Source organism: Pseudoalteromonas sp. KJ63-1 (assembly GCF_055808145.1).
In genome coordinates this window covers 3425196-3451074 of record NZ_CM147855.1, presented here as the reverse complement: position 1 = coordinate 3451074, position 25879 = coordinate 3425196, and the positions used below count along the sequence as shown (strand labels likewise).

Below are 25879 nucleotides of genomic sequence, written 5' to 3'. Positions count from 1 at the left end.
TACGCAGGTACAGTAATATTTCAAGTGTAGAATACTTAAAATAGCGCTTGGAGGTCTTATGTCTGCTTTTTATATAAAAAGAGTTAACGTGATAAATAAAACCAAATCATTTTAAACAGTGCATCTGCATCAATAGGTTTAGTTATATAGTTATCCATTCCCACGTTAATCGCTTTTTTAGCATCTTCTTCGTGCGCATTAGCAGATAGGCCAATAATAGGTAAATCTAAAAAGCCTAACTCATTACGAATCACTTTTGTTGCTTTTAAGCCATCCATTTGTGGCATTTGAATATCCATTAATACTAAGTCGTATCTTTTATCGCTTAGCATTTTAATCGCTTCAAGTCCGTTATTAGCAATATCTACAACACCCTGCTTGGTTTCTAAAATAGCGGTAGCCACATGTTGATTTAATGGGTTGTCTTCAACGAGTAGTAAGCGATACTTCGCTAGTGATAGGTTGCTTATATCTATTTTATCTAACTTACCTGAATAGTATTGTGCTTTAGGTAGCGGAGAATGGAGCGGTAAACTAAAGGTAAAAGTAGAGCCGTGACCCTCACTACTTTTTAAATCAATTGCTCCTCCCATCAGCTCTACTAATTTTTTACAAATACTTAAACCAAGCCCTGTGCCACCAAACTGGCGTGAGGTTGAACTATCAGCCTGAGAGAATGGGTTAAATAGCTGTTTTTGTGCCTCCTCACTAATCCCAATCCCCGTATCATTGACACTAAAATAAGTCATTTTTGCTGACTGCCAAACCTTTAATGTGATACTACCCTTAGCAGTAAACTTAACGGCATTATTTAATAAGTTCAGCAGCACCTGCTTTAAACGAATAGGATCGGTATTAACAACTAAAGGAGCATCATGATCAACCTCAACTTGTAGTGACAAAGGCTTATTACTAACTTCAAACTGCATTAAGCTCATAACTTCTTTTGCTAGAGACTTTAGCTCCACAGGCTCCTGCACTAACTCAAGTTTACCTGCCTCCATTTTTGAAAAATCGAGCACATCATTTAGCACTCTCAATAAGACACTGACCGCACCGTCAGCTTGCTCTATGTAAGTTTTTGCTAATGACCAGTCCTGCTGTTGCAGTGCTAAGTAATGCATGCCTTTAATACCGTTAATTGGGGTACGAATTTCGTGGCTCATATTAGCTAAAAACTGACTTTTTATCTCACTGGCTTCATCCGCTTTCTGCTTTTCCTGACGCAAAGTCAGTGTTTGCTTTGCAACTTGTTCGCGTATACGAACATTGGTGGCGACCACTGAAATTAAAAACATAATCAATAGCCAAACAAATAGCATGCCTACTATCTGTGCTAGCCAATAAATTAGCCAGGTTGATTGCGTCTTAGGTTGATATATTTCTACTTGCCACAACCGATGGCCAATTAACAACTGATAATCTTTTAGCAACGTCATTGAGTCATGCTCAACGCTATAAAGAGCCTGTTTATTATCTGCTTTATTTATATCAGTAAAACCAATCGCAACTTCATTACCGCTATCAAACGAAAGTGCCTCAGACAACTTAGCTAAACTCACCAAGGCAATTACAAACCCTTTAAAGTCACCTTCAATATCAGGAGCACCAAAGACAGGAGAAATGAAAAGCACGCTGAATTCCTCGTCTGCAGGGGCTAGCTTAAATGGCTCACTCAATACCAGCTCATTAAGAATTTTTGCTTTATTGAGTGCATCACGAATATGTAAATCAGAGTTCAAATCAAAGCCCAGCAGATCTTGCATATTCTTTATGGGGTAAATATATTTTATGGGGTAATAAGTATTGCTAAAGAGCGCGGGTTGCCATTGACCATTCGCCATCCTTTGCTTTATAACAACACTTTTGTCCCAGTGGGCAGGTTCGTTAATAGAATTAGCTGTGATCATTGGCACCCAATTTAACGCTAAAATTTCTTCATTGTAGCTCAACTGCTTAGAGGTAAAATGATTAAACTCATCGAGAATAACCTGATCACTACTTGCTAAAAATGCACCTAACAAAGATAGATGAGCAGCCACTTCATCTAACTTTTGATTAATGGCACTTTGTGCCATCAACACTTTATCTTCTTGCTTTTGAACGTCTTTTTGTTTTTTTACACTTGCTGCGCCATAAAAGCTAACGCTAATAATGGCGTAAATAAGTAACGCAGGCAAAATAACCTGTAGTCGATGACGTAACTGCGAATAGTTAAATATGGCCAATACCAATGGAGTAAAAACAAGTACGCCAATTGAGTCACCTATCCACCAGGTAATAAAGGTACTAAGCGCAGCAGGTGGGCTAATTATATTATTGAAAAAAGTAGACTGGTTCCAACACCTGCCGCTATTACACAACATAGCGGCCCACCAATCACCAAGCTTTGAATACTAAGTCTAAGAGAAGATAAATTAAGGGGGACTTTAATGACTCTGATAATGAGGAATGCACCTAGCCACGCCTGAAAAAAACAGCACAGCTGACGGCAATAGCTTGCAATAAGACTTGCCAATTTAAAATATCAGCAACATTGTCTAAGTGAATTAAATTAACAAAAGCTGCGCCTGCAAAAATCCCCGCATAAGCACGGCGCTTCCATAGTAAAAAGCTCGCTAGCGCAATACCGGCTGGAGGCCAAGACGCAACCGCATAACCATTAACGGCGAATAAAAAATTACTCAGGTAACCGCTAAAGAAATAAGCGCATGCGAGGCTAAAAGATAATGTAAATACATTTTTCACAACCGTCGCTCCTGCGCTTTTATTATTGATTTATAACTATAATTGATTATTGGTAGAGTACAAGTGCCTTATCTAATTGTGCACTGTGTTTATAACTTAATATCGCTTGTTGTCGGTACTGTGCTTTATTTTCGCTATTGAGTGCTTTGTCAAAAACACGTGCGGCTAAGTCGTAATCACCTTGCGCATTAGCTAAACACGCTAACGCTAATAGTAACGCATTATTATGCTCATCTTTTTTCAGTCGCTCTTGAATGCTTGATTGCAACTTATAAGCACTACTTGGTGCAGCTTCACTTAAAATGTAAGCCAGTTGTTCATACTGTTTTTGCTTGAGTAATTTAACTAGCTCATCTTCGATGCTTGCTAATTGTCCTGCTTTAGCCATTTGAGTTAAATAAGCCGTGTGCGCATGCGCCTGCAACTTTTTACCTAAATGTTGATATTTAGCGGTTAACTCATCATTTGCTTGCGCAGCAAAATAAGCTAAAAAAACTTGCTGCCATTGGGTATCATTCAAGGCGTTTTTACGCAATAAACGCGGTAAAAAGTCTTCAAGCAATTTAAAATGCTGTTGCTGCACTAAAACTTCGGTGTACAACTTCAAATCAAGTACCGTGGCTTTTTTAGATTCTGCTGCCACCCGTATTTGCGGTTCAATTACACTGCTGTCGCCACTAGCTAACCATAACTTAGCCACTTTAAGTTGTTGCTCTGGGCTGATTTCAAACAAACGTTCAAGCGCTTTATCAGGCTGGTTATTTGCCAGTGCGGTTTTTGCTAATAACGCTAAACGTATATCGGTAAATTTAGCAGGCACACTATTGCTTGATAGCGCACTTTCTACTTGCTCGTAATCATCATTAATGAGACTCCACAATGCTTGCTCTATAGCCGCATGTTTACGCTCTTGGCTTCGCGCAAAAAAACCATGCTTAGTGTTTCTGTAAATAGATAAACAATAACGCACTAGCTTGTAAGTTAAATACAAAGCTGCCGCACTCAGTGCTGCCATTATACAAAATGAAACAATCGTCCCCTCTATGGTGGTATTGTTAAATGAAATCAGCACATAGCCTTTTTCATCTAACACAAAGGGAGTAATCGCTAGCACCAACACAATAGCGACAATGAAAATAATCAGTCCTATCATTGTGCCCACTCCTTCACCTGTTGAGTGCTTTGCAGTATCACTTCAGGATTAAAATTAAGCGATTCTTTTTCAAGGTTGGCTAAGGTCTGTATTACTACTTTTGTTGCATCGTCATCTCGCTTAAAGTATTCATTAACCAAACGTTTTGTATCATTCAAAGCGTTAAAATAAATACTTGCTTGCTTACTCATTAATGCGTCTTGCGCTTGAGTAATATTAAGCTTAATGCGTTGGGTAATTAAATGGCGCTCCCTGTCAGTTAATAATGGCTCAATTAATACACCTTCGTGATGGCGAATAGTAATGAAGCTATCGACTATTTTATTCCAACTATTACGAATGTTTTGCTGCCAATCACTGACATCTTCAGAGAGTGCGTTCTCATCACTTATACTCGCCTCTTCAGGCAAATTAACCGCATTAAATACCAAGTCATCAATACGTTTTATTACACTGTTTAATTGTAAATAAATCGCTTCTGTCGCAACGGGTTTAATATTATCGAGTGTTTGAATGTCTTGTGTAATTGCTTGACGCAACTCAAGCGTACCAGAGTGGTCGCTTAACAATGAGTCTAAACGTTTAAGCACGGCACTTGTGCCTGGGTAATCTTGTTCTGCCCACAGTTTAAATTCAGCCATGCGCTGCAAGCTGGTGACCTCTTGTGGATTTAATGTATTACCACTTTGTTGTACCTTTTGCAGTGCGGCTTTTAATACTTGTTGATTTTTTACAGAGTTCTCATTGAGTGCCATAGCGATTTGCTCTTCGCTATTAAGCAACGCTTGTTGCAAACTGAGTTGCTCAGACTTAAGCGTTTGCAGCTCTTGCTGCAATATCTTATTTTGCTCTGTTAATGCATTAACCGCTAAATTTTGCACTTTACCGGCATTAAGCTTTTGATAAAACTCATAACCCACACCACTGGCAACAAGCAAGGAAATCACTAACGCAACGCTACCTACTTTACTTACTTTTTGAGGAATATTTTGCGTTTGGTTATTCGCTTTTGCAGACTCACTTTTAGTCGTATTTGAGGTGTTCTTTGCTGTTGGCTTCGCTTCTTTTTCTACTTTTGACGTCGCTGACTGTTCACTCATTTTGCTACCTTGCTGATTAATGCAGGTAAACATAGCCTGGTCGCTAGCTCCTGCCGCAGTGTGTATATGGGTCGAATTTATTTTTTGTTGTTGTAAATAAGCACCAATGCGCTCACTGGCAACATAAAACTCGCACTGTTGTAACCATGTTAGTTGCGCCGCTGAAATAGTATTAAATATGGCGTCAACTGCAGCATTACTTGTAATGACTATACCGTGTACATTCTGGCTTTGCCAGTGGTCTATCCAGTTAGCTGAGCTAGGCTCTACTGGTTTACGTTGATACACCATACAATTATTTAAATGAGCACCACGTTGCTTCAAGGTTTTTGCTATTTCAGGTCGCCCGCCAATCCCTTTTACTAACACAATATTACTGCCGTCAACATCAGCCAAAGACTTAAGTGCGAGTAACCCTTCAGAGTCATGTTGTTTTGGCAAAGCCGCGCGCACACCAAATACTTCATAAATGGTATCGGCTGTTTGTTGGCCTACCCCATAAAACTGTGCTTTGGTATTAATTGCAGGCTTAAGTTCATTTAATGCATGCACCGCATCCTGTGAAACAAAAATAATTTTGTCGGCGTTTACCAGCGGGCTTAATTCAACATTTGTTGGCGTTAAGTAGGTTATTTTTAAAACAGGATATAAAGACGCTTGATAACCCGCTTGCTCAAGTTGCTGTGCAAGGGCTGCGCCTTTTCCTTCGGGCCGAGTTATCAGGATATGTTTCATTATGCGTCTCGATATACGTCAGCTAGAATTTTATCTGCGCCTTGTGCTAATAGTTTTTTAGCTAGCTCTATACCTAAATTTTCAGCATCATCAACGTGACCGCTAATTTCATCGCGTAAAATTTCGCTGCCATCAATCGCACCGACTAAGCCACGTAAGTGTACTTGCTCGCCATCAACCAATGCATAAGCACCAATTGGCACTTGGCAGCCCCCTTCTAAATGGCGGTTCATTGCGCGCTCAGCGTTAACACGAATACGTGTTTCGTTATGCTCAAGTGGCGCCAATAATGCTTTTGTCACAGTATCGTCTATACGACACTCAATGCCTACAGCGCCTTGGCCATTAGCGGGTAAAGAGACTTCTGGTTCAATAAAATCACGAATGCGTTCACCCATTTCTAAACGAATTAGCCCTGCAGCAGCGAGTATAATGGCATCATATTGGCCGCTATCAAGCTTGGCTAAACGTGTATTTACATTGCCACGTAAGTCACGAATTTCTAAATCCGGACGCATCGCTCTAATTTGACACTGGCGACGTAAACTTGAAGTCCCCACAATAGCGCCTTGTGGAAGCGCATCAATATTGGCAAAATTATTTGATACAAATGCATCACGCGGGTCTTCACGCTCACAAATGGTGTGTAACTCTAAATCATCCGGAAACTCTACCGGCACATCTTTCATTGAATGCACTGCAATATCTGCACGGCCATCTAGCATGGCTTGCTCTAACTCTTTTACAAATAAACCTTTGCCGCCAATTTTAGCTAGTGGTGTATCTAAAATAATGTCACCTTGAGTCGACATTGGCACGAGCTCTACACGCACGTCATCATGAAAATGCTCTAGCTGTGCTTTTACAAATTCAGCCTGCCAGAGTGCCAATGCACTTTTACGAGTGGCAATGCGAACTAACTTTGTTTTTTCAGTCATAAAATATCCATTAATAATTACTAGCTTTTGGGATTAAAACTTATTCAATCTAAGGCTATTTAATTTGCTAAAACTCTAAATTCTTTTTGAGCGATGAGCAGCCCGTTTTCATCAACTACATCAACGCGCCAATGCCCTAATTGAGTATCCATAATATTTTTAGTTGAGTACGTTCTGTAACGCGGAGAAGTGACCTTAAGTGCCACTTCAGCCATTACTTCACCTTCAAATAGCCACACATGTTTTACCTGCTGGCCCTGTAAGTTTTTAAGCTCACTAAAAAATGACAGCGACTCTTCAAATTGATTTAAACGCACATCGGCGGCAAATACATTGGTTGGCTCACGGTTACTGACACTGCGAGTCAGAACTGCACGGCTTATAGTAGCAGTATCTATTTTGGCACCAATGGCCACGCTGGCAATATTTGCAGATGCAGCAAATTCTTTTTGCTCTGCAGGCTGTGCACTAACACTTTCAACGTCAGGGGCTTGAGTGGCTATTGTTGCAATGGTTGCCTCATCAGGCTCAGCAGTGGTCGTTGGCTCTACTTCTTGCTTAATAATACTTTGTTGAACTTTAGACTCTGATGGTACTTGTTCAGTAATAGGGGCTGGTTTTTGCTCATCCAAGGAAATAGTTTTAGGGTCTACAACGGCGACACTGCTCACCGGCTCCTCATCGGCATCTGTGGCTTTTTCACTCTCTACTGATGCTGCAATATCATCGTTTAGCGACACAATTGCTGCTTGTTGCTCAGTTAAATCAGACTGCTCATTAGGATGCGGCGTCCCTTGGTCAGCATTCACAGCGCTAGAAAGACCGTAAATAACCGCTGCAGAGGTCATAATCACCAACATAGAAATACTCACAATCCGACGCCAATGCCACTCATAGCTCACGTTGGGTTTGCTAGTAGATGGTTCGCGTTTTACATTTGCTGTTATTACTATTTTTTGACTCATTTTGACCCTCAGCGGCTCCTAAACTAACTTAAGCGAGAAATTAACCATTGGCGCACAGCTTGTAACTCTTGTGTACAAACCTGATGCCCCATTGGGTATTCTTGCCAACTTACATCCATGTTATGCGTTGATAATACTTCAAACGCACTTCTACCCGCGCTATGCGGTACAACGTCATCTTGGCTACCATGAGCCATAAATATATTTAACTGTGTTTGTTTTGCTTCATCTGCCAATTTATGTGGCACACACATGTAGGTTGACAGCGCCATTACACCAGCCAGCTTTTGTTCTAAACGCGGTGCTAAATGCAGCGATACAACGCCACCTTGCGAAAAGCCCGCTAAAATAATTTTACTCGCAGGTATGCCGTTAGCAATTTCTTGTGTAATGAGTTGCTCAACTTTGGCTGCTGATTCTCTAACCCCTTGCTCATCAGCACGTTTATCTAAATCCATAGATTTAATGTCGTACCATGAGCGCATTTGCATACCACCGTTAATAGTGACAGCCTGCATAGGCGCATGAGGAAAAACAAAACGCACCCCTAACTCAGTAGGTAAATCGAGCTGCGGGGCAACAGGTGCAAAACCATCACCTGAATCACCTAAGCCATGCAGCCAGATAACCGTGGCTTTATGGGTGCTTTGCGCTGGGTATTCTACAAACCCTAAACTCATAGTGTTGATTGCCATTTAATTTCTTGACCCGCTTGGCGTGTAGACGCTTCGTTAATGAAGCTCCAAAACTCTGCACCCGAGCGGTTATCAATCCATTGACCATCACGCATTTCAAAATGATGGCCATTGAATTTTGTTGCTACCCATACTTGGTGCAAAGGGGCTTGCTTATTAATCACAATCTTACTGCGATCTGGAAAAATAATTTCTAAAATACCTTGAGCCGATTCATAATCTAAATCTGCTTCACAATCATCAACTTGTTCTTCAATAGTGAACATAAGAGCTTCTGCTAACTGGTGATATTCGTGATCAGTCATCGTTAATTTCCTTTGCAGGCGAGGCGCCTAAATAATGGGTGCATGTTTATAGAGCTAGTGTAACAGGAATAAAATCATCCGCGAATAGCTGCATTTTTTAGATATTCTGTTACTCTGCGATTATAAAGCCAGCAACCGTATTAATCTAATGAAAGCGACATATACCTTACAATTAAAACAACTATTAATCAGCACCGTATTGTTGTGTGCATTAGCTGGCTGTGGCCAAAGCGGCCCGCTGTACTTACCCGAGCAGCCTGCTGAGCAAAACCAGCCAACTGACATCCCTAATAAACAAACACCCGTCGAGCAACAACAGGAGCAGTAAATGGATTTTTTTAATTATAAAAACAACCAACTATTTGCTGAAGATGTCAGCGTAGCAACCATTGCACAGCACTATGGCACGCCATGTTATGTGTATTCAAGAGCCACGTTTGAACGCCATTATTTAGCGTTTGCTAATGCGGCTAAAGATCACAAAAGCCTAGTGTGTTATGCCGTTAAAGCAAATTCAAATATTGCGGTGTTAAATATATTGGCACGACTTGGTGCGGGTTTTGATATTGTCTCAAAAGGCGAATTAGCACGGGTAATAAAAGCCGGAGGCGCTGCTAACAAAGTGGTATTTTCTGGGGTTGCTAAAACGGCTGACGAAATTGCTTATGCGTTAGAAGTAGGTATTAAATGTTTTAATGTTGAGTCGATTTCAGAGCTTGAGCGCATTTCTGAAGTAGCCTGCGAGCTTAATTTAGACGCGCCAATTTCTATTCGTGTTAATCCCGATATTGATGCCAAAACACATCCGTATATTTCCACTGGGCTTAAAGAGAACAAATTTGGCATTGGTATCGAGTCTGCTTTAAGCGTGTATCAACATGCTGCGTCGTTACCTGGCTTAACGATTGTTGGCGTAGACTGCCACATTGGCTCACAGCTTACACAAACCAAACCGTTTTTAGAGGCACTTGATAAACTACTGGCATTAATTGATGAATTAAAAAATACAGGTATTGAGCTAAGCCATTTAGATATAGGTGGAGGACTTGGAGTAACCTATGATGATGAGCAGCCCCCACACCCAAGTGAATATGCAGCACAAGTAACGCAGCGCCTTGCGAATTACCGTCACCTAGAACTGATTTTTGAGCCTGGACGAGCCATTGCCGCAAACGCAGGTATTTTAGTAACACAAGTTGAGTTTATTAAGCAAAACCAAGACAAATATTTTGCGATTGTCGATGCGGGTATGAACGACATGTTGCGCCCATCACTGTATCAAGCATGGCAAAAAATTATTCCTGTATCGGTGCGTGATGACGAAACACCTATCCACACTTATGATGTGGTTGGGCCGGTGTGTGAAACAGGTGACTTTTTAGGTAAAGATCGCCCATTAGCACTCAAACAAGGTGATTTGTTAGTACAGCGAAGCGCTGGAGCCTATGGTTTTACTATGAGCTCAAATTATAACTCACGTCCACGGGTTGCTGAAATAATGGTTGATGGTGAGCAACATCACCTTATTCGCGAACGCGAAACTATCGAAAGCCTATACCAAGGTGAGAAAGTTTTACCATAAACGTTTTTGCCAACTAGCTGCTCTGTGGCATGATTAGCACAGAGCAAAACCGAATTAGAGCGCTATGTTAGTTAATTTTTCCAAAATGCACGGCTTAGGTAACGACTTTGTTGTGATTGATAACATTACACAAAACGTTTTTTTATCCCGTGATCAAATCAAAAAGCTGGCCGATCGCCATTTCGGCATTGGGTTTGACCAACTACTGATGGTTGAAGCCCCTTACTCACCGGATCTCGATTTTCACTATCGTATTTTTAACGCTGACGGCCACGAAGTAGAACAATGTGGTAACGGTGCGCGTTGCTTTGCCCGCTTTGTACGCATGAAAGGCTTAACCAATAAACATAAGATTAGCGTGTCGACTAAGTCAGGTAATCTCACCCTGTATATCGAAAAAGACGGCCAAGTAACGGTTAATATGGGTCACCCTAATTTTGAGCCAAGTAAAATTCCACTCAAAGCAACCAAACGTGAGCTGACTTACATTATTCGCGCAGAAGAACATACCGTTTTTAGTGGTGCCGTATCTATGGGCAACCCGCACTGCGTTATGGAAGTAGACAATATAGAAACAGCCCAAGTGGATACTCTAGGCCCATTGCTTGAAAACCATGAACGTTTTCCGCAGCGCGCGAACATTGGCTTTATGCAGGTTATTTCTCAAGAGCACATTAAACTCAGAGTATGGGAGCGCGGTGTAAGCGAAACACTTGCTTGCGGTACCGGCGCGTGTGCCGCCATGGTGATTGGTTTTATCCAAAATAAGCTTACCAGCACAGTACAAGTTGATTTACCCGGCGGTAGCTTACAAGTGCGCTGGAGTGGCGAAGGCCATCCAGTGCGTATGACTGGCCCCGCTGAACATGTATTTGATGGGCAAGTGGCATTATGAGTGAGTTAACTAAACAGCAAGTAATAGACTACTTACAACAGCATCCTGATTTTTTAATTGAGCAACCTAAGCTGTTAGCGCAACTTGAGTTACAACAGCAAGTACAGGGTGCTACTTCATTAGTGCATATTCAGCAGCGTCAATTACGCGAGCACAATACACAGCTAAAAAATCAAATAGACAGCATGAGCAAAAATGCGACCCAGAATGAACTGGTTTATCGTTTATTTAGCCAATGTCACCGACAGCTGTGGAGTAATTACGACTTTAATACACTGGCCAGTAACTTACGTAATATTATTTGTATGAGCCAGACTATTAATGAGTGCAAGCTCGTTAGATACGACAGTGACTTTGAAGAGCTAGTAAAGCACCGACTGTCAGATAGTAATCATTATTTAGGCCGTGTAAATCAGCAAGAACGCGACTTACTCTTTAACAATGACACCCAATCGACCGCACTTTATTTAATTGGTGATCCGAGTAACCCCTACGCAATTTTGGCTTTTGGCAGCCACGATGAAAACCACTTTGAGCCCTCACAAGATAACTTATTTGTATTAGACTTTGTGCGCTCATTGCAAATACGGTTACTGGAACTGGCATGAGCGAAAACACGCCAAATATAAGCGACTTAAGCGACTTAAGCGATAACTGGCGTACACCCATTACATTATTTAGTGATTACTTAAAATTTGAACGCCAGTATTCGGCGCACACGGTTAATCAGTATGTCAGCCAATTAGGCTTTGCCGCCTTGTACTTTAATAAACTGTGCGACAATTGGTTTACGGTACAAAGTGAGCATATTCGTCGTTACAGTATGGCACTGCGGGCAAAAAAATTAAGTGGCAGAACAATCAGCTTAAAATTAAGCTGCATACGTAGTTTGTATAAATTTTTAAAAGCAAAAAATATTACTGAGCAAGCGCATTACCATAATCCGGCACAGGGCATAAAAGGCCCTAAATTTGCGCGGCCATTACCTAAAAACCTTGATGTTGACCAAATGGCTCGTTTACTCGAAATACCCGATGATGATCCACTCGCCATGCGTGATAAAGCAATGATGGAACTAATGTATTCATCAGGGTTACGCATTAGCGAGTTAGTTGGCACTAACATGCAAGATATAAACACTCGTAGCGGTGAAATATTAGTAAGGGGCAAAGGCGCAAAAGAACGCCTAATACCGGTTGGCTCCAAAGCACTTGAGGCATTAAAGAACTGGTTAGCAGTTCGCCCACTATTTATGGGCTCAGATGAACATGCGGTATTTTTGAGTAGCAAAAAAAACCGCATTTCTGTACGCCAAGTTCGTTTACGCATGCAGGAATGGGGCATTAAGCAAGGTATTAGCTCGCAAGTTCATCCGCATAAATTACGCCACTCATTTGCGTCGCATATTTTAGAGTCGTCTGGGGATTTACGAGCAGTACAAGAACTCTTAGGTCACAGTAGTTTATCTGCAACCCAAGTTTATACTCATTTAGATTTTCAGCACTTAGCTAAGGTGTACGATAACACCCACCCACGTGCTAAAAAAGAACCGACTAGAGCAGCAACTATGATCCGATTTAATCGCGCAATTTCTCCTTTTTCTGTGCTAAGTTTTGACTTAGACGACACCTTGTACGATAACCGCCCTATCATAACTGCAGCCGTTCAGGCGCAAATTGATTATTTAAATGCGCTACCAGGCTATAAAAAACAAGGACCACAGTTTTGGCAACAATGCCGTGAACTCGCGGCACTACAGCAGCCAGAACTTATTGATGACGTCACACAATGGCGTAAGCATACCTTGCGCTTAGTGTTGTCTGAATTAGGTTTTAAAGATGATGATATAGAGCATCATGCAAATAAGGCGTATCAAGCGTTTGCTGATGAGCGAAGCAATATTACGGTGAGCGAAGATGTACTAATATTGCTTGATAAACTAAGTCAACACTACAAATTAATTGCCATTACTAACGGTAATGTAGAGGTTGAGCGATTTAATTTAAAAGATAAATTTGAACTGGTGTTACAAGCTGGCTTGCATGGTAAAGCCAAACCACACACAACATTATTTGATCAAGCCGCAACACATTTACGTATCAAAAACAGTGATATTTTACACATAGGTGATAGCCTTGATAGCGATGTACAAGGTGCTAACAATGCTGGCTGTCAGTCTGTATGGTTAAATAATCAAGCACAAGCTTATGCCTATAAAGGGCTGGCTGATATTGAAATAACCAACATCCATGCGTTAACCCATTTAATATAACCTATGCTTGTTTTACTAATAATATAAGTTAGAGTTAGTTAATTAACTCCATATTATAATAACAAGGACAGCGTATGACGCTCACAGATTATTTAACAACGCTCGCTGATGAGCCAAAAAGTATTAGCTTTGCTGATACTATGGCCGTTATTGATGAGCACTATATTTTTACAGCATGCAGCTTCAGTAACCATGGGTTATTAAGCTCTGCGAGTGAAAATAACGGTTCGTGCAAAATTTTTGCATTTGCTAAGCTCAACGGTCTTAGTAAACAAAATACCTTAGATTGTTTTGGTAAATTTTACCGTGAAGATGTACTAGACAACCAAAATGCCGATGATCACATGAATATTCGTACGTTTATGTTAGCACCGGAGGCAACACCGTTTTTAGGAATTAGCTTTGATGGCACGCCTTTAACCGCAAAAGAGCAGTATTCAAATCAGCATTATTTAGCCGCTAATAACGGCTTTTCCATAAAGTAACGCGTACCGCTGAGCGGATAATTATTTAATTGATATTTAACTTGATAACCGCGCTTTTCATAGAAAGGTTTGGCTTGAAAATCTAAGGTGTCAAGCTGAGCATGAACGGCACCCATTTCAATTGCCGCACTTTCAAGTGATGTTAGCAACGAGTCAGCCACGCCTTTACCTCGTGCCGATTCAGCACACCACAACCAACTTATTAGCAGCCAATTGCCAAATACATGACCACTTATACCGGCAACTAATTCATTCTGTTTGTTGAGATATTTAAAGCCAAGAGCTTGGCGCTCTGCGTCGAAGTGTTGAGCATTAAACTCAAGCATATTAGCGCGCAGTGCTTGGTTTAATTGCTCAGTATTATCAGCATGCAATAGGTACATTGGGCGTTCCAAATAGGCCTATTTTAGCAAATACCTAATGTTAAAACAGGTTATTTTGTCCAAAGGGAACTTCAAGCATATTGCTAGAAATTTTTTCCGGCTGACCACACATTTCATCATAAGCGCTGGTATGCCTGAGCATCATTTGCGCATAAGCAATATCTTCAAAGCGTTTTTGAATATGTAATGGGCTGACTGCCTTTACAAATTCACCATCACTTTCTTGTACATAGTATTCAACATTATTAATGACAACAGACACTTGATACAAGGCCATCTCCAGTGAATGAACCACCACTTTTTGTAATGGCTGATGCTTTTTTAGTTCTGAAAATTGAATACCCATATTAACCTACCTACTGTTAAATTAACTGTCCAAGTAATCAATACGCAGCTTTGCTATAATCGCGATCAGATTTTTTTAATTACGCGCTATCATGGATCCAAAAATTCGACTCGCAAAGTACATAGCGCATGCCGGCGTGTGCTCACGTAAGCAGGCCTCACGTTTGATTGATGAAGGTGTTGTCATGGTTAATAATCGCCCCGCAAACCATATTGATCATGTGGACGAAAGCGACAATGTCATTGTTAATGGTCACGCCCTTAAAGGCCCAGCCGATTTAGTGTACTTTGCCTACCACAAACCAGTAGGGATTGACTGTAAACTCAATCAACACGACCCAAGTAGCCTTATTCATCATTTGCCGCAACTTACCCGTGTTTACCCTATTGGTCGCCTAGATAAAGACTCGCGCGGATTAATTATTTTGACCAATGATGGAGATTTTTGTAATCAGCTGATCCACCCTGACTTTCATCAACCCAAACGGTACTTAGTCACTGTGAATAAATCATTAGACGCGCATTTTTGTGAAAAAATGGCTGCAGGCGTCCCTGTCGATAAGCAAATGACTTTGCCGTGTGAGGTGACTAAAATCACTGACAATCAGTTTAGTATTATTTTAAAACAAGGACTAAATCGACAAATTCGTAAAATGGCGCATTACTATGGTTACAAAGTGATTGATTTATACCGCGTACAAATAAGTGAATTACTATTAGACCATTTAAATTTACCTGAAAACCAGTTTATAAAAATTAATAAAAGCGACATTTTAGGCTAATAAGCTCACGCTACCCCCACCCCCTCACTTTAATACGATTAAAAAATATAAAATAAACTTGCAAAAATAGATTACAAGTGTAGTCTTAAATTAAAGATTACACTTGTAGGCAATAAAATGATCGAATTATCAAAAGCAGAATTTGAAATACTCGATGCGCTATGGATTAGCTACCCCGCTAATGCCAGCCAAATTATTGAGCGCTTGAGTGATGATAAACAATGGCACGAAAAAACCATTAAAACCTTACTTGGTCGATTAGTTAAAAAAGGAGCGCTTAGCTTCGAAAAAGAAGGCCGCCAATATATTTACACCCCCTGTATAAATCGTGCTGATTACACCCAAAAAGAAAGCCAGAACTTTATTGAGCATTTTTTTAGTGGCCGTATAGCTCCGTTGGTAAGTGGTTTTGCAAAATCAGAAAAACTCTCTCAACAAGATATAAACGAGCTTAAAAAAGTCATAGATGACTGGGAAAAAAACCAAAAGTAAGGGATTCTCATGGTTATTCAAACAAGCTTTAATTGGCTAATAGAGCAACAACTATTATTGAGTCTGTTGTTTGCAGGATTTGTTTTACTTGAGCGCTTTGGCTTAAAAGCAATTGGTTCGCAGCTTATTTATAAATTAGTGTGGTTAATACCAGCCTCGCTGCTTATCGCTAATTTACCCAATGCAATTAGGCCATTACAAAACAGTCCAATTAGTCATTATATCATTACTCCAAATCAACCATTAATAAGCACTATTAGTATTAACTGGGCGCTATTTTATGTAGTTATTACGGCGCTGCTTTTATTCGCCACTTGGATTATTCACCGCCGATTTGTAAGCAACCTACAGCTTTGTGAAGTAACAAATTTACAAGCAGAAATAAGCTCAGGGGTAAAAACCTTTACTAGTCATCAAGTGGCAACACCTATGGTAATTGGGGTACTAAATAGCAAGCTAGTTTTACCACACAACTACAATACTCTGTTTGATAAAGCCACATTGGCGCTTATTTTAGAGCACGAAAATGTGCATATAAAACGCAAAGATAACCTAACAAATGCGCTGCTATTACTGGCTACAATTTTAATGTGGTTTAACCCTTTAGCTTGGATGGCATACGCAAGCTGTAGGCGCTTACAAGAGCTAACTTGTGATGAACGGGTACTAAGTAATAAAACCACACAGCAACAAATTTTATACAGCAAAGCCTTAGTAAACTGCGCTGCCAATGCGCCAGCGGGTCTGATGGCTTATTCACACTACGGAGATAAAAAAACCATATTACAACGACTTACTAATATCAAACATAACGGCGCACATTCGCGCCTAGCAAAAGGAAGCGCGTTACTTATAGCAGCAAGCTTGCTCAGTGGCTTAGCAGTAGCAAAGCAACCTGAAGCATCAGCTAAAAAAGAAACATCTATCGCTCCCGTAATGCGAATCGAACCGCTTTACCCAAAACAAGCGGCGGAACAAGGCATTAGCGGTTCAGTGGTATTAAAATACGACATAACCCCAGCAGGCAAAACAGCTAACATTACTGTTGTAAAAGCTGAACCAGAAGCAGTCTTTAACAAAGAAGCAAAAAGAGCACTGATGCAATGGCAATATACACCTTCATCAATGGGACAACAAAACGTACTAATACAACTTGATTTTGCACTCAACAGTACAGTTACAAAAAGTGATTTAATAGAGCGAGTTAACATATCGCATTAATGGGAATAAGTGTTTAAGACTATAAAGCAAGCACCCTTTTAGGCTGCTTGCTTTGTGGTTTTTGCTTATTCTCGTTATAAACTGACGGCGATCATGCCAATAGCGGTTCCCATGCCTACCAGCCAAGTGATCGAGCGAATAATATCGAGGTTTAAATAATAAAAAGTACAAAATAAAATACGCGCTACAATATGCGTCATCGCTAAAGTTTCGGTTACGGCATTAACATTGTTTGTGCCTAATACAGCAGCCAAAGCAACGGCAAAAACCGCTAACGATTCAAAACAGTTTTGATGAGCAGCCAGCGCCCGTGCTCCGAGTCCTGTAAGTTGTGTTTGTTGCTGGCGCGGATGTTTATTATCGTAACCACCGAGCTTATTCATTTCTATAATAGCTGGGATTCTTGCAACATAAGGCATAGTCACTGCCATTAAGGCGCAAACTAATAAAGTTGTCATTATCATTCTCAAGTTATTTTTTATAACTCAAAATAACACAGCAAATAGAAAAAAGCCGCCAAATATAAATAACCTGAGTTCTGGCGGCTAGTAGTAACATCCCAGACACTATAGCCGATTTAAGCAGTGCGTCACTGTGGCAAATTGTCGCAGGTGATGAATATTCATTATGCCTTTTTGATGGTCGCTTTAATGCCAGAGTACTGCTAAATTACTCCTCCGCTTATTGTATGTTGTTTAAGATGATTTGGATTTTACTGACTATTTTTGCCGCATTTATGCAGTCATGGCGCAATGCTCTGCAAAGTAAATTAAGCACTCATGTGAGCATTGCTGGCGTTACATTAGCCCGCTTTATTATGGCAAGCCCTATTGCTGGGCTGTATTTATATGCGCTTTATTATTACCAAGATGCTCCCTTTCCTTCATTCAACCCTTTATTTATTAGCTACATTATTGGTGCCAGCATAGTGCAAATTATTGCCACGGGACTCATGGTTAAATTATTTAAAATGAATAATTTTGCTGTAGGCGCCGGCCTAGCTAAAAGTGAAGCGCTTATGGCGGCCATACTCGGATTGCTGTTTTTTGGCTCAACGCTTTCATTACTTGGTTGGTTTGGCGTGTTTATTGGTGCAATTGCGGTATTGCTATTAAGTGGTATCGCCAATGTGAAACACTTTAGCTTAAAAACAGCATTAACAGGACTTGCCTGCGGTACCGCCTTTGCGTTGTCATCGTCATGGATCAGAGAAGCCAGCTTGAGTTCGGGGATTGCTTTTCCGTATGCGCCTGCATGGGTTTTATTGCTTGTTATTAGTTTACAAACACTAATGCTGTGTATTTATATTGCCTTAAAGGAACGCGATACATTTAAAACTATGTTTCAGCATAAGGGCATGACTTGTACGGTGAGTATATTTAGTTGCTTGGGATCAATAGGTTGGTTTAGCGCAATGAGCTTGCAACATGTTGCCTATGTAAAAACGCTCGGCCAGATAGAAGTATTTTTTACGATATTGATTGCTGTTTTATGGTTAAAACAACCGCTAAAACGCCAAGATAGCGCTGGGCTATTATTGATTGCAGTGGCTGCGATATTGGTAATGCTGCCGAGCAGCTAAAAAAGCGCAGGTATCAACCTGCGCTTTTTTTAATAACTAATGACTAATTTTTAGGGTGATCACACCACAAATAATCATTAACACACCAGCAATACGACCAAACGTGGCGGCATCACCGTAAAATAATATACCCACTAAAAACGTACCAGCAGCACCAATACCCGTCCATACTGCGTACGACGTGCCCATAGATATTTGCTTTTGCGCCAACCACAACATAAAGCCGCTCGCGACCATAAACGCAATGGCAATCGCGATGCCCTGCCAACGAGTTTCAGGAGTTTGAGAAATTTTTAACCCTATAGGCCAGCCAATCTCAAGTAACCCAGCAATAATTAAATACATCCACGCCATTAAATATCTCTCTTTTTCAATATCACTTCATACAAATCGTGACGGCGGTCTTTTAAGTTACGCACTGTCCCTTCACTGTGAAGAATTTTTAACTTATCCATATCTAAGTCGCTAAATAATAACATTTCTGTATTGGTGGTGGCTTCATTTAGTGTGGCATCGTGCGGAAATGAAAAGTCCGATGGGGTTAGTACCGCCGACTGCGAAAACTGCACATCTAAGCTTTCTACTTCAGGTAAGTTACCCACAGAGCCTGCAATAACCACATAACATTCGTTTTCAATGGCACGTGCTTGGGCACAATGGCGTACACGCAAGTAACTGTTTTTAGTGTCAGTCCAAAATGGCACAAATAAAATATCCAAACCTTGGGTGGCCAAAATACGTGACAACTCAGGAAATTCGACATCGTAACAAATTTGAATACCTACACGGCCTGCATCTGTATCAAATACAGCAATTTTATCACCGCCTTGGATCACCCAATCGTTTTGTTCATGCGGGGTAATATGAATTTTACGTTGCTCGTCTATTTTACCGCTGCGATGGCATAAATAACTAACGTTATATATTTTATCGTCTTCGGCAAGCGGCATTGAGCCGGTAATAATGTTGGCGTTGTATTCTATCGCCATACGCGACATGGCGTTTTTAAAGGTCTCTGTGTATTCGGCTAAATACCGAATTGCCTCGGTTTGATTACTTTGCTCGGTTAATCCCATCAGTGGCGCATTAAAAAACTCAGGGAATAAAATAAAATCGCTTTTGTAATCAGATACCGTATCAACAAAGTATTCAACTTGCTTAAGCATCTCTTCAACCGATTCAACACAGCGCATTTGCCATTGCACAGCCCCTACGCGCACGATTGATTTAGTTGACTCAATAACGGTGTCGGTTGGCTCATACATAATGTTATTCCACTCAAGTAATGTGGCATAACCGACCGACTCCTGATCTTCAGGTAAGTATTTTTTCAATAATCGTTTAACCTGAAAGTCATTGGCTAATTGAAAACTGAGTATGGGGTCATACAGCTCTTTTTGATCGACCTTAGCAATGTATTCCATCGGGGTCATTTCACTGCTGTGATTGTAATAACGCGGAATACGTCCACCCGCTAAAATAGCGCGTAAATTATACTGGCGGCACAATTCTTTTCGCGCATCATATAAACGGCGTCCTAAACGCATGCCACGGTATTGCTCACTAATAGCAACATCCAAACCGTATAAAGCATCCCCTGTGGTGTCGCTAAATACGCGGTCGTGGCCGTCGGCAATATCTTCATAGGTATGCGGGTTTGAAAAACGCGCATAATCTACCTGTACACTCAGCGCTAAACCCACCAGCACGCCATCATCCACAATACCTATTTGCCCTTCAGGGAATTGATCGATGAGTCTAAAAATAGTATGGCTTGGCCATGCGCCGCCTAGGTCGGGGTAAGCTTCGTCCATCAAGGTTTTAATTTGTGGGTATTGTTCTCGGGTTAAGTTACAAATTTCAAGATGGGTTTTTTCTGCCGACATACGCAACTCCTTGGGGCATGTAAGAATCAAAAAAGCTGAACACATGCTCAGCTTTATTAGGTTTATGCGTTTTTATTCGCGCTTTGCGCTACTTTAAACTGCGATAAAAAAGTGTGGTTACCCGCTCTTTAGGTAACCAATTAGCATATTCAAGGCCAAGTTCTGACAATGGATCTGCTTTAAGTACCTGCTCTAAACTGGCGTCATTTTGCATTGCTTTTAGCATAACATCTTTCGCTTTTTGCACCAGCTTACGATACGTGATCAGTCCTGAACGGTCACTTAGCGGGCCATGACCAGGAATAACTTGGGTTTTATCATCAATCTGATTAATCACATCATCAACCGCCGCTAAAACACCATCAACGCTACCCCCACTGTCTACATCAACAAACGGCAGGCTACCAAAGTTAAAGTAAATATCACCCATGTGCACAATATTATCATTATTGAAAAAAATCACCGCATCGCCATCGGTATGAGCATGTTGATAATGCACAACATGCGCTTGCTCATTATTAAAGTGCAGTGTTAAATCATGACCAAAACTAATTCGTGGTAGGTAATCCGACCCTTCGCCATGTTTTTCTTTTAGGCGTTTATGTACATTATTGTGGGCAATAACATGGGCTCCGGCTTTAGCAAAGTTTTCGTTACCACCGGTGTGATCGCCATGATGATGAGTGTTAATTACAAACTCTGCACTACCTGGCTTTAAGTCGCTAATGGTTTTTTTAATATCGTCTGAGAGTTTGGCAAACTGATCATCAATGATATATATGCCATCATCCCCTACGCTGGCTGCAATGTTGCCACCTTGTCCGTACAGGACGTATACATGCTCGCTCAGTTGCTTAGCTGTAACTGGGTTGTCATCCGCCGCCGCGTAGTTGCTTAGTAGTAAAGTCGTTATTAATGCCGGTAGTAATTTTTTCATTGTTGTAACCCTATAATTAATAATCATGGTTATAAAACGTGATAGCAACTTATTTAGCTCACTCTGCATCCAAAGCTAGTCGTTGATAGGCACTATTTCAATTTGATGCATGAATGTTTGCGGTAACAATGGGGTGTGCTTTCCTTCTACATACTCATCAAAACCGGCTCGATAAAACTCAGAAAGCGGGTGCCCTGATTGCCCTCCAGGCACTGTTAAAATCGCACTTTCTAAATGTCCAGGTTGGGCAATAAATCGCTGCGATGCGCCAAAACTGGTTTTTTGTACGGCAGGCATATAGCTATCACCAAACCCTGGAGCGGTAGGCATATTTAGTAGCTTACTCAATAGAGGTATTTGTTTAGCAAATGGGTGTTCAATCGCTAATTCGTTTACTTTACCCCATTGCCAATTTTGCATGTTATTACCAAACTTTGCTGTTAACTGTGTGAGTGTTTGCTCAAAAGCTGCCTGTAATTGCTGCTCCCAATTCGTAAATTGCGGGTTAACCCAACTTGCTGGCTGCGCTTTTATTAACTGCCAAACGGTGGGCTCCAAATCGCGCTTTACATAACTCAATGTACCATCCTGCTTATTGAGACTCGCTTCAATACTACTAAATAAAATATTTATTAGTTCATCACGATACGTCTTAACTAAGGTATAACCAACGGAGGTTGGGCAGGCGCATTGCTGCCAGTTATCCAGTGCATTGATATAATCTGCATAGTGTTCTGGCTGCTGTTTTAACTGCTCAAGTAATAAGCCATGCCAAGGAGTTAAAAAGCGCGCTTGATTGTCTAACTGTAATTGATAAAAGTCACCTTCGTTAAACTGCTGTTTTTCAAACAACCGATCGCGAATTTGCATCGCACGAGCACCTAAGGCATAGCCGCCATTACCAAAACGCGCATTATCCTCAGCCGAGACCACTCGCGAATTCCCTGTCCATAAGCGCCCACTCTCAGGGTTTTTAACAAACGGGCGAATAACTTCATTTTGCTGCCAAGTTGCTGAATATTCATTTTCATTAATGGCAAATTCACTAGGTGCTGTTCGCGCAGGAATACCGCCCATGTGTTTCCAAGCTGCACTGCCTTGACTATCTACCACCATTAAGTTTTGTACCGGAATACCCACGTTACTTGCAATATTAAGGGCATCATCCACTGTTTCAGCCTGCTCAAGCTGCAACAATTGCATATCAACGGCATACGGCTGATGCGCTGCCCAACTTAAGGCATAAGGCTGATTGTTAATGTATTTAACAGGGCCATACTCACTTAGCGTTAATGGATAGCTTTCACTGTTGCCATTAGGTAAGGTAATCACTTCATTTACTTGCCATGTTTTACTGCTATCAGTTAATGCAATCCAGTCGGCTGTATCTATATAGCCATTAGTAAATCCCCATGCAATTTTATTATTACTGCCAACCACAATGGCAGGCGCCCCTGGTAACGAAACACCGGTTACCTGATAAGCTTGATTGTGATGAGTGTAATTAAGCTGCGCTCGATACCAAATAACCGGCACCGCCATTGATAAGTGCATATCATCTGAAAGCATCGCAGCTTGCGTATTAGTTAAATCTGCGGTCACTGCCCAGTTATTACTGCCTACTTCTAAATTAGCAGTAATGCTTTTAATCGCCGCTAATGGCTGCGTTGGTAACTGAGGTATAGTTTGAGAATAAGGTGTTAAAATACTGCCATCTAATGCTGCTTGGTATTGGCTTGGTTGGGTTAAAAATTCAACCATTTTTGCACCGTATTGCTGCTGTATTTGAATTAAAGCTTGGTCGCGCTCAAAGGTAGCGGTTTGTAAATCTAAATACATGCTAAAAATAACTAACAGACTATCTTCGCTTTGCCATGGTTGTTGCTCAGCTCCTGTAAGTAGGTATTCAAAACTTGGGTACCCTACTTGCGCAAGTCCTTCGTTTACCCCTTGTGCATAGCTTTTTAGTAGTTGCTTATCGGCTTGGGGGAGAGTTTTTAAAATCGCTTGGCTGCGTTTACGTAATTGATGAAAGCGCATTTTTTTATCAAGAGCGAGCGCGGCTTTACCAAATAGCTCACTGAGCTCACCTGCGGCATTACGTCTAAGTAAATCCATTTGAAAAAAGCGATCTTGCCCGTGGGCATAACCCAAGCCATAAGCAGCATCATGGCGAGTAGCTGCAGTAATAACAGCTTGGCCAAGCGTATCTCGAGCAACTTTAACTGGCTGCGTTACCGCATCGCTTCGGCCTTTACCATCAAGGGTAGGTAAACTTAGAGTCAACACGCCGTATACAATGGCGGTCCCCCCAAGCGCTAAAACCACAACAATTAATAGCAACCGTTTGATTACTTTAAACATAAACATACCCTTCAACTTTTTCAATAAACTATTATTAGCATATATTCATAATCGTTCTATTAAAAACGCTACGAAAAGCGGGTAAAGGGTGAAATAAACATCAAAATCCACGATAATACACAGTTCATGTATTGTGCAGACCTAGTTGAGATCAAAATGACTGAAAAAACATTTATTAAAGGTAAAGACCGCGATTTAGAATCGTCTATCTCTACCATGCAAAACAAGCTAAAAGCGCTAAATATTAATATTGAAGAAGCGCTATGGCTTAACCCTGTAGCAAACTGTTATTCAGTTCATATAAAAGATAGCGACTGTGGTGTGATGTTTACTAACGGTAAAGGTGCTACTGATAAAGCCTCTATCGCTTCTGCGCTAGGTGAATATTTTGAGCGTTTAAGCTGTAACTATTTTTTTGCTGATTTTTACTTAGGTGAAGAATTTGCCAATGGTGACTTTACTCATTACCCGAACGAAAAGTGGTTTAAAGTAGCAGAAGATGAAGTACCACAAGGGATTATGGATGAAAGCTTATGGGATTACTTCGACCCTGAGCGTGAATTAACTGCCTCACACCTTTATGACTTTAATTCTGGTAATTTTGAGCGTGGTATTTGTACTGTGCCTTATACCCGCCAGCGCGACGGCCAAGATATTTATATTCCGGTGAACGTGATTGGTAATATTTTTGTTTCTAATGGTATGAGTGCTGGTAATACTAAATTTGAAGCCCGTGTACAGGGGTTATCTGAGGTATTTGAACGCGCCATTAAAAATCGCATTATTGCTGAAGGTATTAGCTTACCAATCGTGCCTGAAGATGTGGTAAAACAATACCCTAAAATTCATGAAGCCTGTGAAGAGTTGCGTAGCCATGGCTTCCACTTACGTATTGCAGATGCCTCACTTGGCGGTAAATACCCTGTAATGAGTGTTACGCTAATCAACCCAGTAGATGGCTCTGTATTTGCCTCTTTTGGTGCTCATCCTTCATTTGAAGTGGCACTTGAACGTACGGTAACTGAGCTACTGCAAGGTCGTCGCCTAGATCAACTAGACGTATTTCAACCTGCCACTTTTGACAACGACGAAGTAGCCACACCTGAAAACATTGAACTGCACTTTATTGATTCAAGCGGTTTAATTTCTCATGACTTTTTCCGTTCTGAAGCAGACTTTGAATTTGTACATTGGGACTTTAGTGGTTCAACTGAGCAAGAATATAACTTCTGTACTGATTTAATTCACAGCATGGGCCATGATATCTACATCATGGATTACACCCACTTAAATGTGTATGCATGTCGTATTTTAGTGCCTGGTATGTCTGATATTTATCCGGTAGATGAGCTTATTTGGCGTAATAACAACGAAGGCGCTAAATTCCGCGAAACTTTCTTATCACTTGATCAATATGACACTGAGCAACTGATGGAAATTTACGAAAACCTAGAAGAAGCTGGTCATAGCGATATTATTCGCGCTGCTGAATTCATTGGCTTAGCAACCGATGCCGATACGCCTTGGCATACTCTACGTATTGGTGAACTGAAAGCACACTTATGCTTAGCCGCAGGCAGCGAAGAAGCGATTGATTGGGTTTACTGGATTTTACATACCGGCCAAGTTAATGAAGACGCGATGCGTCATTTCCGTTGTTTAAAAGCTATTTTAGAAATTAAATACGATGACGAACGTGAATATACAAGCTACCAAGACGCCTTAGGACTGATGTTTGGCGCTAATAATGTAACCATCGCAATTGAGATTGCAGAAGGTCGTACACGCTTTAACGGCTTAACTTTCCCAGGCATATCGCTTGAAGGCTTTAAAAAGCACGCCGCATTATTGGATGGCTACCGCAAGTTACATGTTGCGAAACAGCATCATTGGGCACGCGAAGTTAGTGATTCATAATATCTAAACGTGTTTATAGTTAAAAAGAAAATGGCGCATATTTAACTGCGCCATTTTTGTTTCTAGTGTTAGTTAGCTATAGTTAAGCTTTCTATAT

Annotated in this window: 24 protein-coding genes and 2 pseudogenes; 12 read left to right on the top strand and 14 right to left on the bottom strand. The window is 40.9% G+C overall.

From position 1 onward, the window contains the following. Nucleotides 1-83 precede the first annotated feature (83 nt). The 7 genes and pseudogenes from AC0L7Q_RS16405 to cyaY form a co-directional block, all read right to left on the bottom strand. Nucleotides 84-2748: pseudogene (locus AC0L7Q_RS16405) on the bottom strand (ATP-binding protein). Between the two features lie 46 nt (nt 2749-2794). After that, nucleotides 2795-3901: a heme biosynthesis HemY N-terminal domain-containing protein gene (locus AC0L7Q_RS16400; protein ID WP_409424335.1), complete on the bottom strand. Its 1107-nt coding sequence runs from the start codon at nt 3899-3901 to the stop codon at nt 2795-2797. Further along, nucleotides 3898-5736, bottom strand: a complete 1839-nt coding sequence (locus AC0L7Q_RS16395; protein WP_413401069.1) for a uroporphyrinogen-III C-methyltransferase — start codon at nt 5734-5736, stop codon at nt 3898-3900. Before AC0L7Q_RS16395 ends, AC0L7Q_RS16400 begins: the two co-directional genes overlap by 4 nt. Continuing rightward, a complete protein-coding gene (gene hemC / locus AC0L7Q_RS16390) occupies nt 5736-6674 on the bottom strand; it encodes a hydroxymethylbilane synthase (protein ID WP_413401068.1) in 939 nt (312 codons plus the stop codon). Before hemC ends, AC0L7Q_RS16395 begins: the two co-directional genes overlap by 1 nt. Nucleotides 6675-6733: 59 nt before the next feature. Then, nucleotides 6734-7639, bottom strand: coding sequence for a DUF2914 domain-containing protein (locus AC0L7Q_RS16385; protein ID WP_413401067.1), 906 nt, complete (start codon nt 7637-7639; stop codon nt 6734-6736). A gap of 23 nt (nt 7640-7662) precedes the next feature. Next, nucleotides 7663-8319: an alpha/beta hydrolase gene (locus AC0L7Q_RS16380; protein ID WP_198523767.1), complete on the bottom strand. Its 657-nt coding sequence runs from the start codon at nt 8317-8319 to the stop codon at nt 7663-7665. Then, on the bottom strand, nt 8316-8639 hold the full coding sequence (gene cyaY / locus AC0L7Q_RS16375) for an iron donor protein CyaY (protein ID WP_008109036.1): 324 nt from the start codon (nt 8637-8639) through the stop codon (nt 8316-8318). Before cyaY ends, AC0L7Q_RS16380 begins: the two co-directional genes overlap by 4 nt. 148 nt (nt 8640-8787) lie before the next feature. Between cyaY and lptM the strand changes: the two genes are divergently transcribed. From lptM to AC0L7Q_RS16340, 7 genes and pseudogenes are all read left to right on the top strand, one after another. Further along, on the top strand, nt 8788-8967 hold the full coding sequence (gene lptM / locus AC0L7Q_RS16370) for an LPS translocon maturation chaperone LptM (protein WP_413401066.1): 180 nt from the start codon (nt 8788-8790) through the stop codon (nt 8965-8967). Further along, entirely contained in the window at nt 8968-10221 is a 1254-nt protein-coding gene (gene lysA, locus AC0L7Q_RS16365) for a diaminopimelate decarboxylase (RefSeq protein ID WP_413401065.1), read from the top strand. A gap of 64 nt (nt 10222-10285) precedes the next feature. Further along, on the top strand, nt 10286-11116 hold the full coding sequence (dapF, locus tag AC0L7Q_RS16360; RefSeq protein WP_413401064.1) for a diaminopimelate epimerase: 831 nt from the start codon (nt 10286-10288) through the stop codon (nt 11114-11116). Beyond that, nucleotides 11113-11724, top strand: coding sequence for a DUF484 family protein (locus AC0L7Q_RS16355; RefSeq protein ID WP_413401063.1), 612 nt, complete (start codon nt 11113-11115; stop codon nt 11722-11724). Before dapF ends, AC0L7Q_RS16355 begins: the two co-directional genes overlap by 4 nt. Next, nucleotides 11721-12662 (top strand): annotated as a pseudogene (locus AC0L7Q_RS16350) (tyrosine recombinase XerC); the annotation flags it as partial. The gene AC0L7Q_RS16355 and the pseudogene AC0L7Q_RS16350, both read left to right, overlap by 4 nt. A 21-nt stretch (nt 12663-12683) precedes the next feature. Then, entirely contained in the window at nt 12684-13388 is a 705-nt protein-coding gene (locus tag AC0L7Q_RS16345; RefSeq protein WP_413401061.1) for an HAD-IA family hydrolase, read from the top strand. Nucleotides 13389-13462: 74 nt separating this feature from the next. Then, entirely contained in the window at nt 13463-13873 is a 411-nt protein-coding gene (locus tag AC0L7Q_RS16340; RefSeq protein WP_409424326.1) for a HopJ type III effector protein, read from the top strand. Here AC0L7Q_RS16340 and AC0L7Q_RS16335 read toward each other — a convergent pair. Together AC0L7Q_RS16335 and AC0L7Q_RS16330 are read right to left on the bottom strand one after the other, a co-directional pair. After that, a complete protein-coding gene (locus tag AC0L7Q_RS16335; protein ID WP_409424325.1) occupies nt 13837-14256 on the bottom strand; it encodes a GNAT family N-acetyltransferase in 420 nt (139 codons plus the stop codon). The two genes, AC0L7Q_RS16340 and AC0L7Q_RS16335, sit on opposite strands and share 37 nt — an antisense overlap. Before the next feature lie 40 nt (nt 14257-14296). Continuing rightward, nucleotides 14297-14602, bottom strand: a complete 306-nt coding sequence (locus AC0L7Q_RS16330) for a DUF6482 family protein (RefSeq protein ID WP_008109023.1) — start codon at nt 14600-14602, stop codon at nt 14297-14299. A gap of 91 nt (nt 14603-14693) precedes the next feature. On the opposite strand from AC0L7Q_RS16330, the gene AC0L7Q_RS16325 reads away from it, so the two are divergent. From AC0L7Q_RS16325 to AC0L7Q_RS16315, 3 genes are all read left to right on the top strand, one after another. After that, nucleotides 14694-15383 carry a pseudouridine synthase gene (locus AC0L7Q_RS16325; RefSeq protein ID WP_413401060.1) on the top strand — a complete coding sequence of 230 codons (690 nt, stop codon included), beginning with the start codon at nt 14694-14696 and terminating at the stop codon, nt 15381-15383. 117 nt (nt 15384-15500) lie between these two features. Beyond that, nucleotides 15501-15875, top strand: coding sequence for a BlaI/MecI/CopY family transcriptional regulator (locus AC0L7Q_RS16320; protein WP_418157323.1), 375 nt, complete (start codon nt 15501-15503; stop codon nt 15873-15875). 9 nt (nt 15876-15884) lie between these two features. Beyond that, complete coding sequence (locus AC0L7Q_RS16315) at nt 15885-17096, top strand: M56 family metallopeptidase (protein ID WP_413401058.1); 1212 nt, start codon at nt 15885-15887, stop codon at nt 17094-17096. Nucleotides 17097-17170: 74 nt separating this feature from the next. Here AC0L7Q_RS16315 and AC0L7Q_RS16310 read toward each other — a convergent pair whose 3' ends face one another. Beyond that, the gene (locus AC0L7Q_RS16310; protein ID WP_054202884.1) at nt 17171-17554 is read right to left on the bottom strand and encodes an MAPEG family protein; all 384 of its coding nucleotides are present in this window, start codon (nt 17552-17554) and stop codon (nt 17171-17173) included. A 242-nt stretch (nt 17555-17796) separates the two neighbouring features. On the opposite strand from AC0L7Q_RS16310, the gene AC0L7Q_RS16305 reads away from it, so the two are divergent. Beyond that, on the top strand, nt 17797-18678 hold the full coding sequence (locus tag AC0L7Q_RS16305; protein ID WP_409424322.1) for a multidrug transporter: 882 nt from the start codon (nt 17797-17799) through the stop codon (nt 18676-18678). 36 nt (nt 18679-18714) lie between these two features. Here AC0L7Q_RS16305 and AC0L7Q_RS16300 read toward each other — a convergent pair whose 3' ends face one another. The 4 genes from AC0L7Q_RS16300 to AC0L7Q_RS16285 all read right to left on the bottom strand — a co-directional run bounded on the left by AC0L7Q_RS16300 (nt 18715) and on the right by AC0L7Q_RS16285 (nt 23865). Continuing rightward, nucleotides 18715-19032, bottom strand: coding sequence for a DMT family transporter (locus AC0L7Q_RS16300; protein ID WP_010392612.1), 318 nt, complete (start codon nt 19030-19032; stop codon nt 18715-18717). Beyond that, nucleotides 19032-20564, bottom strand: coding sequence for a bifunctional GNAT family N-acetyltransferase/carbon-nitrogen hydrolase family protein (locus tag AC0L7Q_RS16295; RefSeq protein WP_010392609.1), 1533 nt, complete (start codon nt 20562-20564; stop codon nt 19032-19034). The genes AC0L7Q_RS16300 and AC0L7Q_RS16295 overlap by 1 nt, the downstream gene beginning before the upstream one ends. Before the next feature lie 88 nt (nt 20565-20652). Continuing rightward, nucleotides 20653-21501, bottom strand: a complete 849-nt coding sequence (locus AC0L7Q_RS16290; protein WP_413401057.1) for an MBL fold metallo-hydrolase — start codon at nt 21499-21501, stop codon at nt 20653-20655. 75 nt (nt 21502-21576) lie between these two features. Then, entirely contained in the window at nt 21577-23865 is a 2289-nt protein-coding gene (locus tag AC0L7Q_RS16285) for a penicillin acylase family protein (RefSeq protein WP_413401056.1), read from the bottom strand. A 156-nt stretch (nt 23866-24021) separates the two neighbouring features. Between AC0L7Q_RS16285 and ycaO the strand changes: the two genes are divergently transcribed. After that, on the top strand, nt 24022-25782 hold the full coding sequence (gene ycaO / locus AC0L7Q_RS16280) for a 30S ribosomal protein S12 methylthiotransferase accessory factor YcaO (RefSeq protein WP_413401055.1): 1761 nt from the start codon (nt 24022-24024) through the stop codon (nt 25780-25782). Nucleotides 25783-25879: the final 97 nt, after the last annotated feature.

Bases quoted from the DNA above. Each gene is read 5' to 3' on its own strand.
- AC0L7Q_RS16400 (WP_409424335.1), bottom strand. From the start codon at position 3,901: ATGATAGGACTGATTATTTTCATTGTCGCTATTGTGTTGGTGCTAGCG.
- AC0L7Q_RS16395 (WP_413401069.1), bottom strand. From the start codon at position 5,736: ATGAAACATATCCTGATAACTCGGCCCGAAGGAAAAGGCGCAGCCCTT.
- hemC (WP_413401068.1), bottom strand. From the start codon at position 6,674: ATGACTGAAAAAACAAAGTTAGTTCGCATTGCCACTCGTAAAAGTGCA.
- AC0L7Q_RS16385 (WP_413401067.1), bottom strand. From the start codon at position 7,639: ATGAGTCAAAAAATAGTAATAACAGCAAATGTAAAACGCGAACCATCT.
- AC0L7Q_RS16380 (WP_198523767.1), bottom strand. From the start codon at position 8,319: ATGAGTTTAGGGTTTGTAGAATACCCAGCGCAAAGCACCCATAAAGCC.
- cyaY (WP_008109036.1), bottom strand. From the start codon at position 8,639: ATGACTGATCACGAATATCACCAGTTAGCAGAAGCTCTTATGTTCACT.
- lptM (WP_413401066.1), top strand. From the start codon at position 8,788: ATGAAAGCGACATATACCTTACAATTAAAACAACTATTAATCAGCACC.
- lysA (WP_413401065.1), top strand. From the start codon at position 8,968: ATGGATTTTTTTAATTATAAAAACAACCAACTATTTGCTGAAGATGTC.
- dapF (WP_413401064.1), top strand. From the start codon at position 10,286: ATGTTAGTTAATTTTTCCAAAATGCACGGCTTAGGTAACGACTTTGTT.
- AC0L7Q_RS16355 (WP_413401063.1), top strand. From the start codon at position 11,113: ATGAGTGAGTTAACTAAACAGCAAGTAATAGACTACTTACAACAGCAT.
- AC0L7Q_RS16345 (WP_413401061.1), top strand. From the start codon at position 12,684: ATGATCCGATTTAATCGCGCAATTTCTCCTTTTTCTGTGCTAAGTTTT.
- AC0L7Q_RS16340 (WP_409424326.1), top strand. From the start codon at position 13,463: ATGACGCTCACAGATTATTTAACAACGCTCGCTGATGAGCCAAAAAGT.
- AC0L7Q_RS16335 (WP_409424325.1), bottom strand. From the start codon at position 14,256: ATGTACCTATTGCATGCTGATAATACTGAGCAATTAAACCAAGCACTG.
- AC0L7Q_RS16330 (WP_008109023.1), bottom strand. From the start codon at position 14,602: ATGGGTATTCAATTTTCAGAACTAAAAAAGCATCAGCCATTACAAAAA.
- AC0L7Q_RS16325 (WP_413401060.1), top strand. From the start codon at position 14,694: ATGGATCCAAAAATTCGACTCGCAAAGTACATAGCGCATGCCGGCGTG.
- AC0L7Q_RS16320 (WP_418157323.1), top strand. From the start codon at position 15,501: ATGATCGAATTATCAAAAGCAGAATTTGAAATACTCGATGCGCTATGG.
- AC0L7Q_RS16315 (WP_413401058.1), top strand. From the start codon at position 15,885: ATGGTTATTCAAACAAGCTTTAATTGGCTAATAGAGCAACAACTATTA.
- AC0L7Q_RS16310 (WP_054202884.1), bottom strand. From the start codon at position 17,554: ATGACAACTTTATTAGTTTGCGCCTTAATGGCAGTGACTATGCCTTAT.
- AC0L7Q_RS16305 (WP_409424322.1), top strand. From the start codon at position 17,797: ATGATTTGGATTTTACTGACTATTTTTGCCGCATTTATGCAGTCATGG.
- AC0L7Q_RS16300 (WP_010392612.1), bottom strand. From the start codon at position 19,032: ATGGCGTGGATGTATTTAATTATTGCTGGGTTACTTGAGATTGGCTGG.
- AC0L7Q_RS16295 (WP_010392609.1), bottom strand. From the start codon at position 20,564: ATGTCGGCAGAAAAAACCCATCTTGAAATTTGTAACTTAACCCGAGAA.
- AC0L7Q_RS16290 (WP_413401057.1), bottom strand. From the start codon at position 21,501: ATGAAAAAATTACTACCGGCATTAATAACGACTTTACTACTAAGCAAC.
- AC0L7Q_RS16285 (WP_413401056.1), bottom strand. From the start codon at position 23,865: ATGTTTAAAGTAATCAAACGGTTGCTATTAATTGTTGTGGTTTTAGCG.
- ycaO (WP_413401055.1), top strand. From the start codon at position 24,022: ATGACTGAAAAAACATTTATTAAAGGTAAAGACCGCGATTTAGAATCG.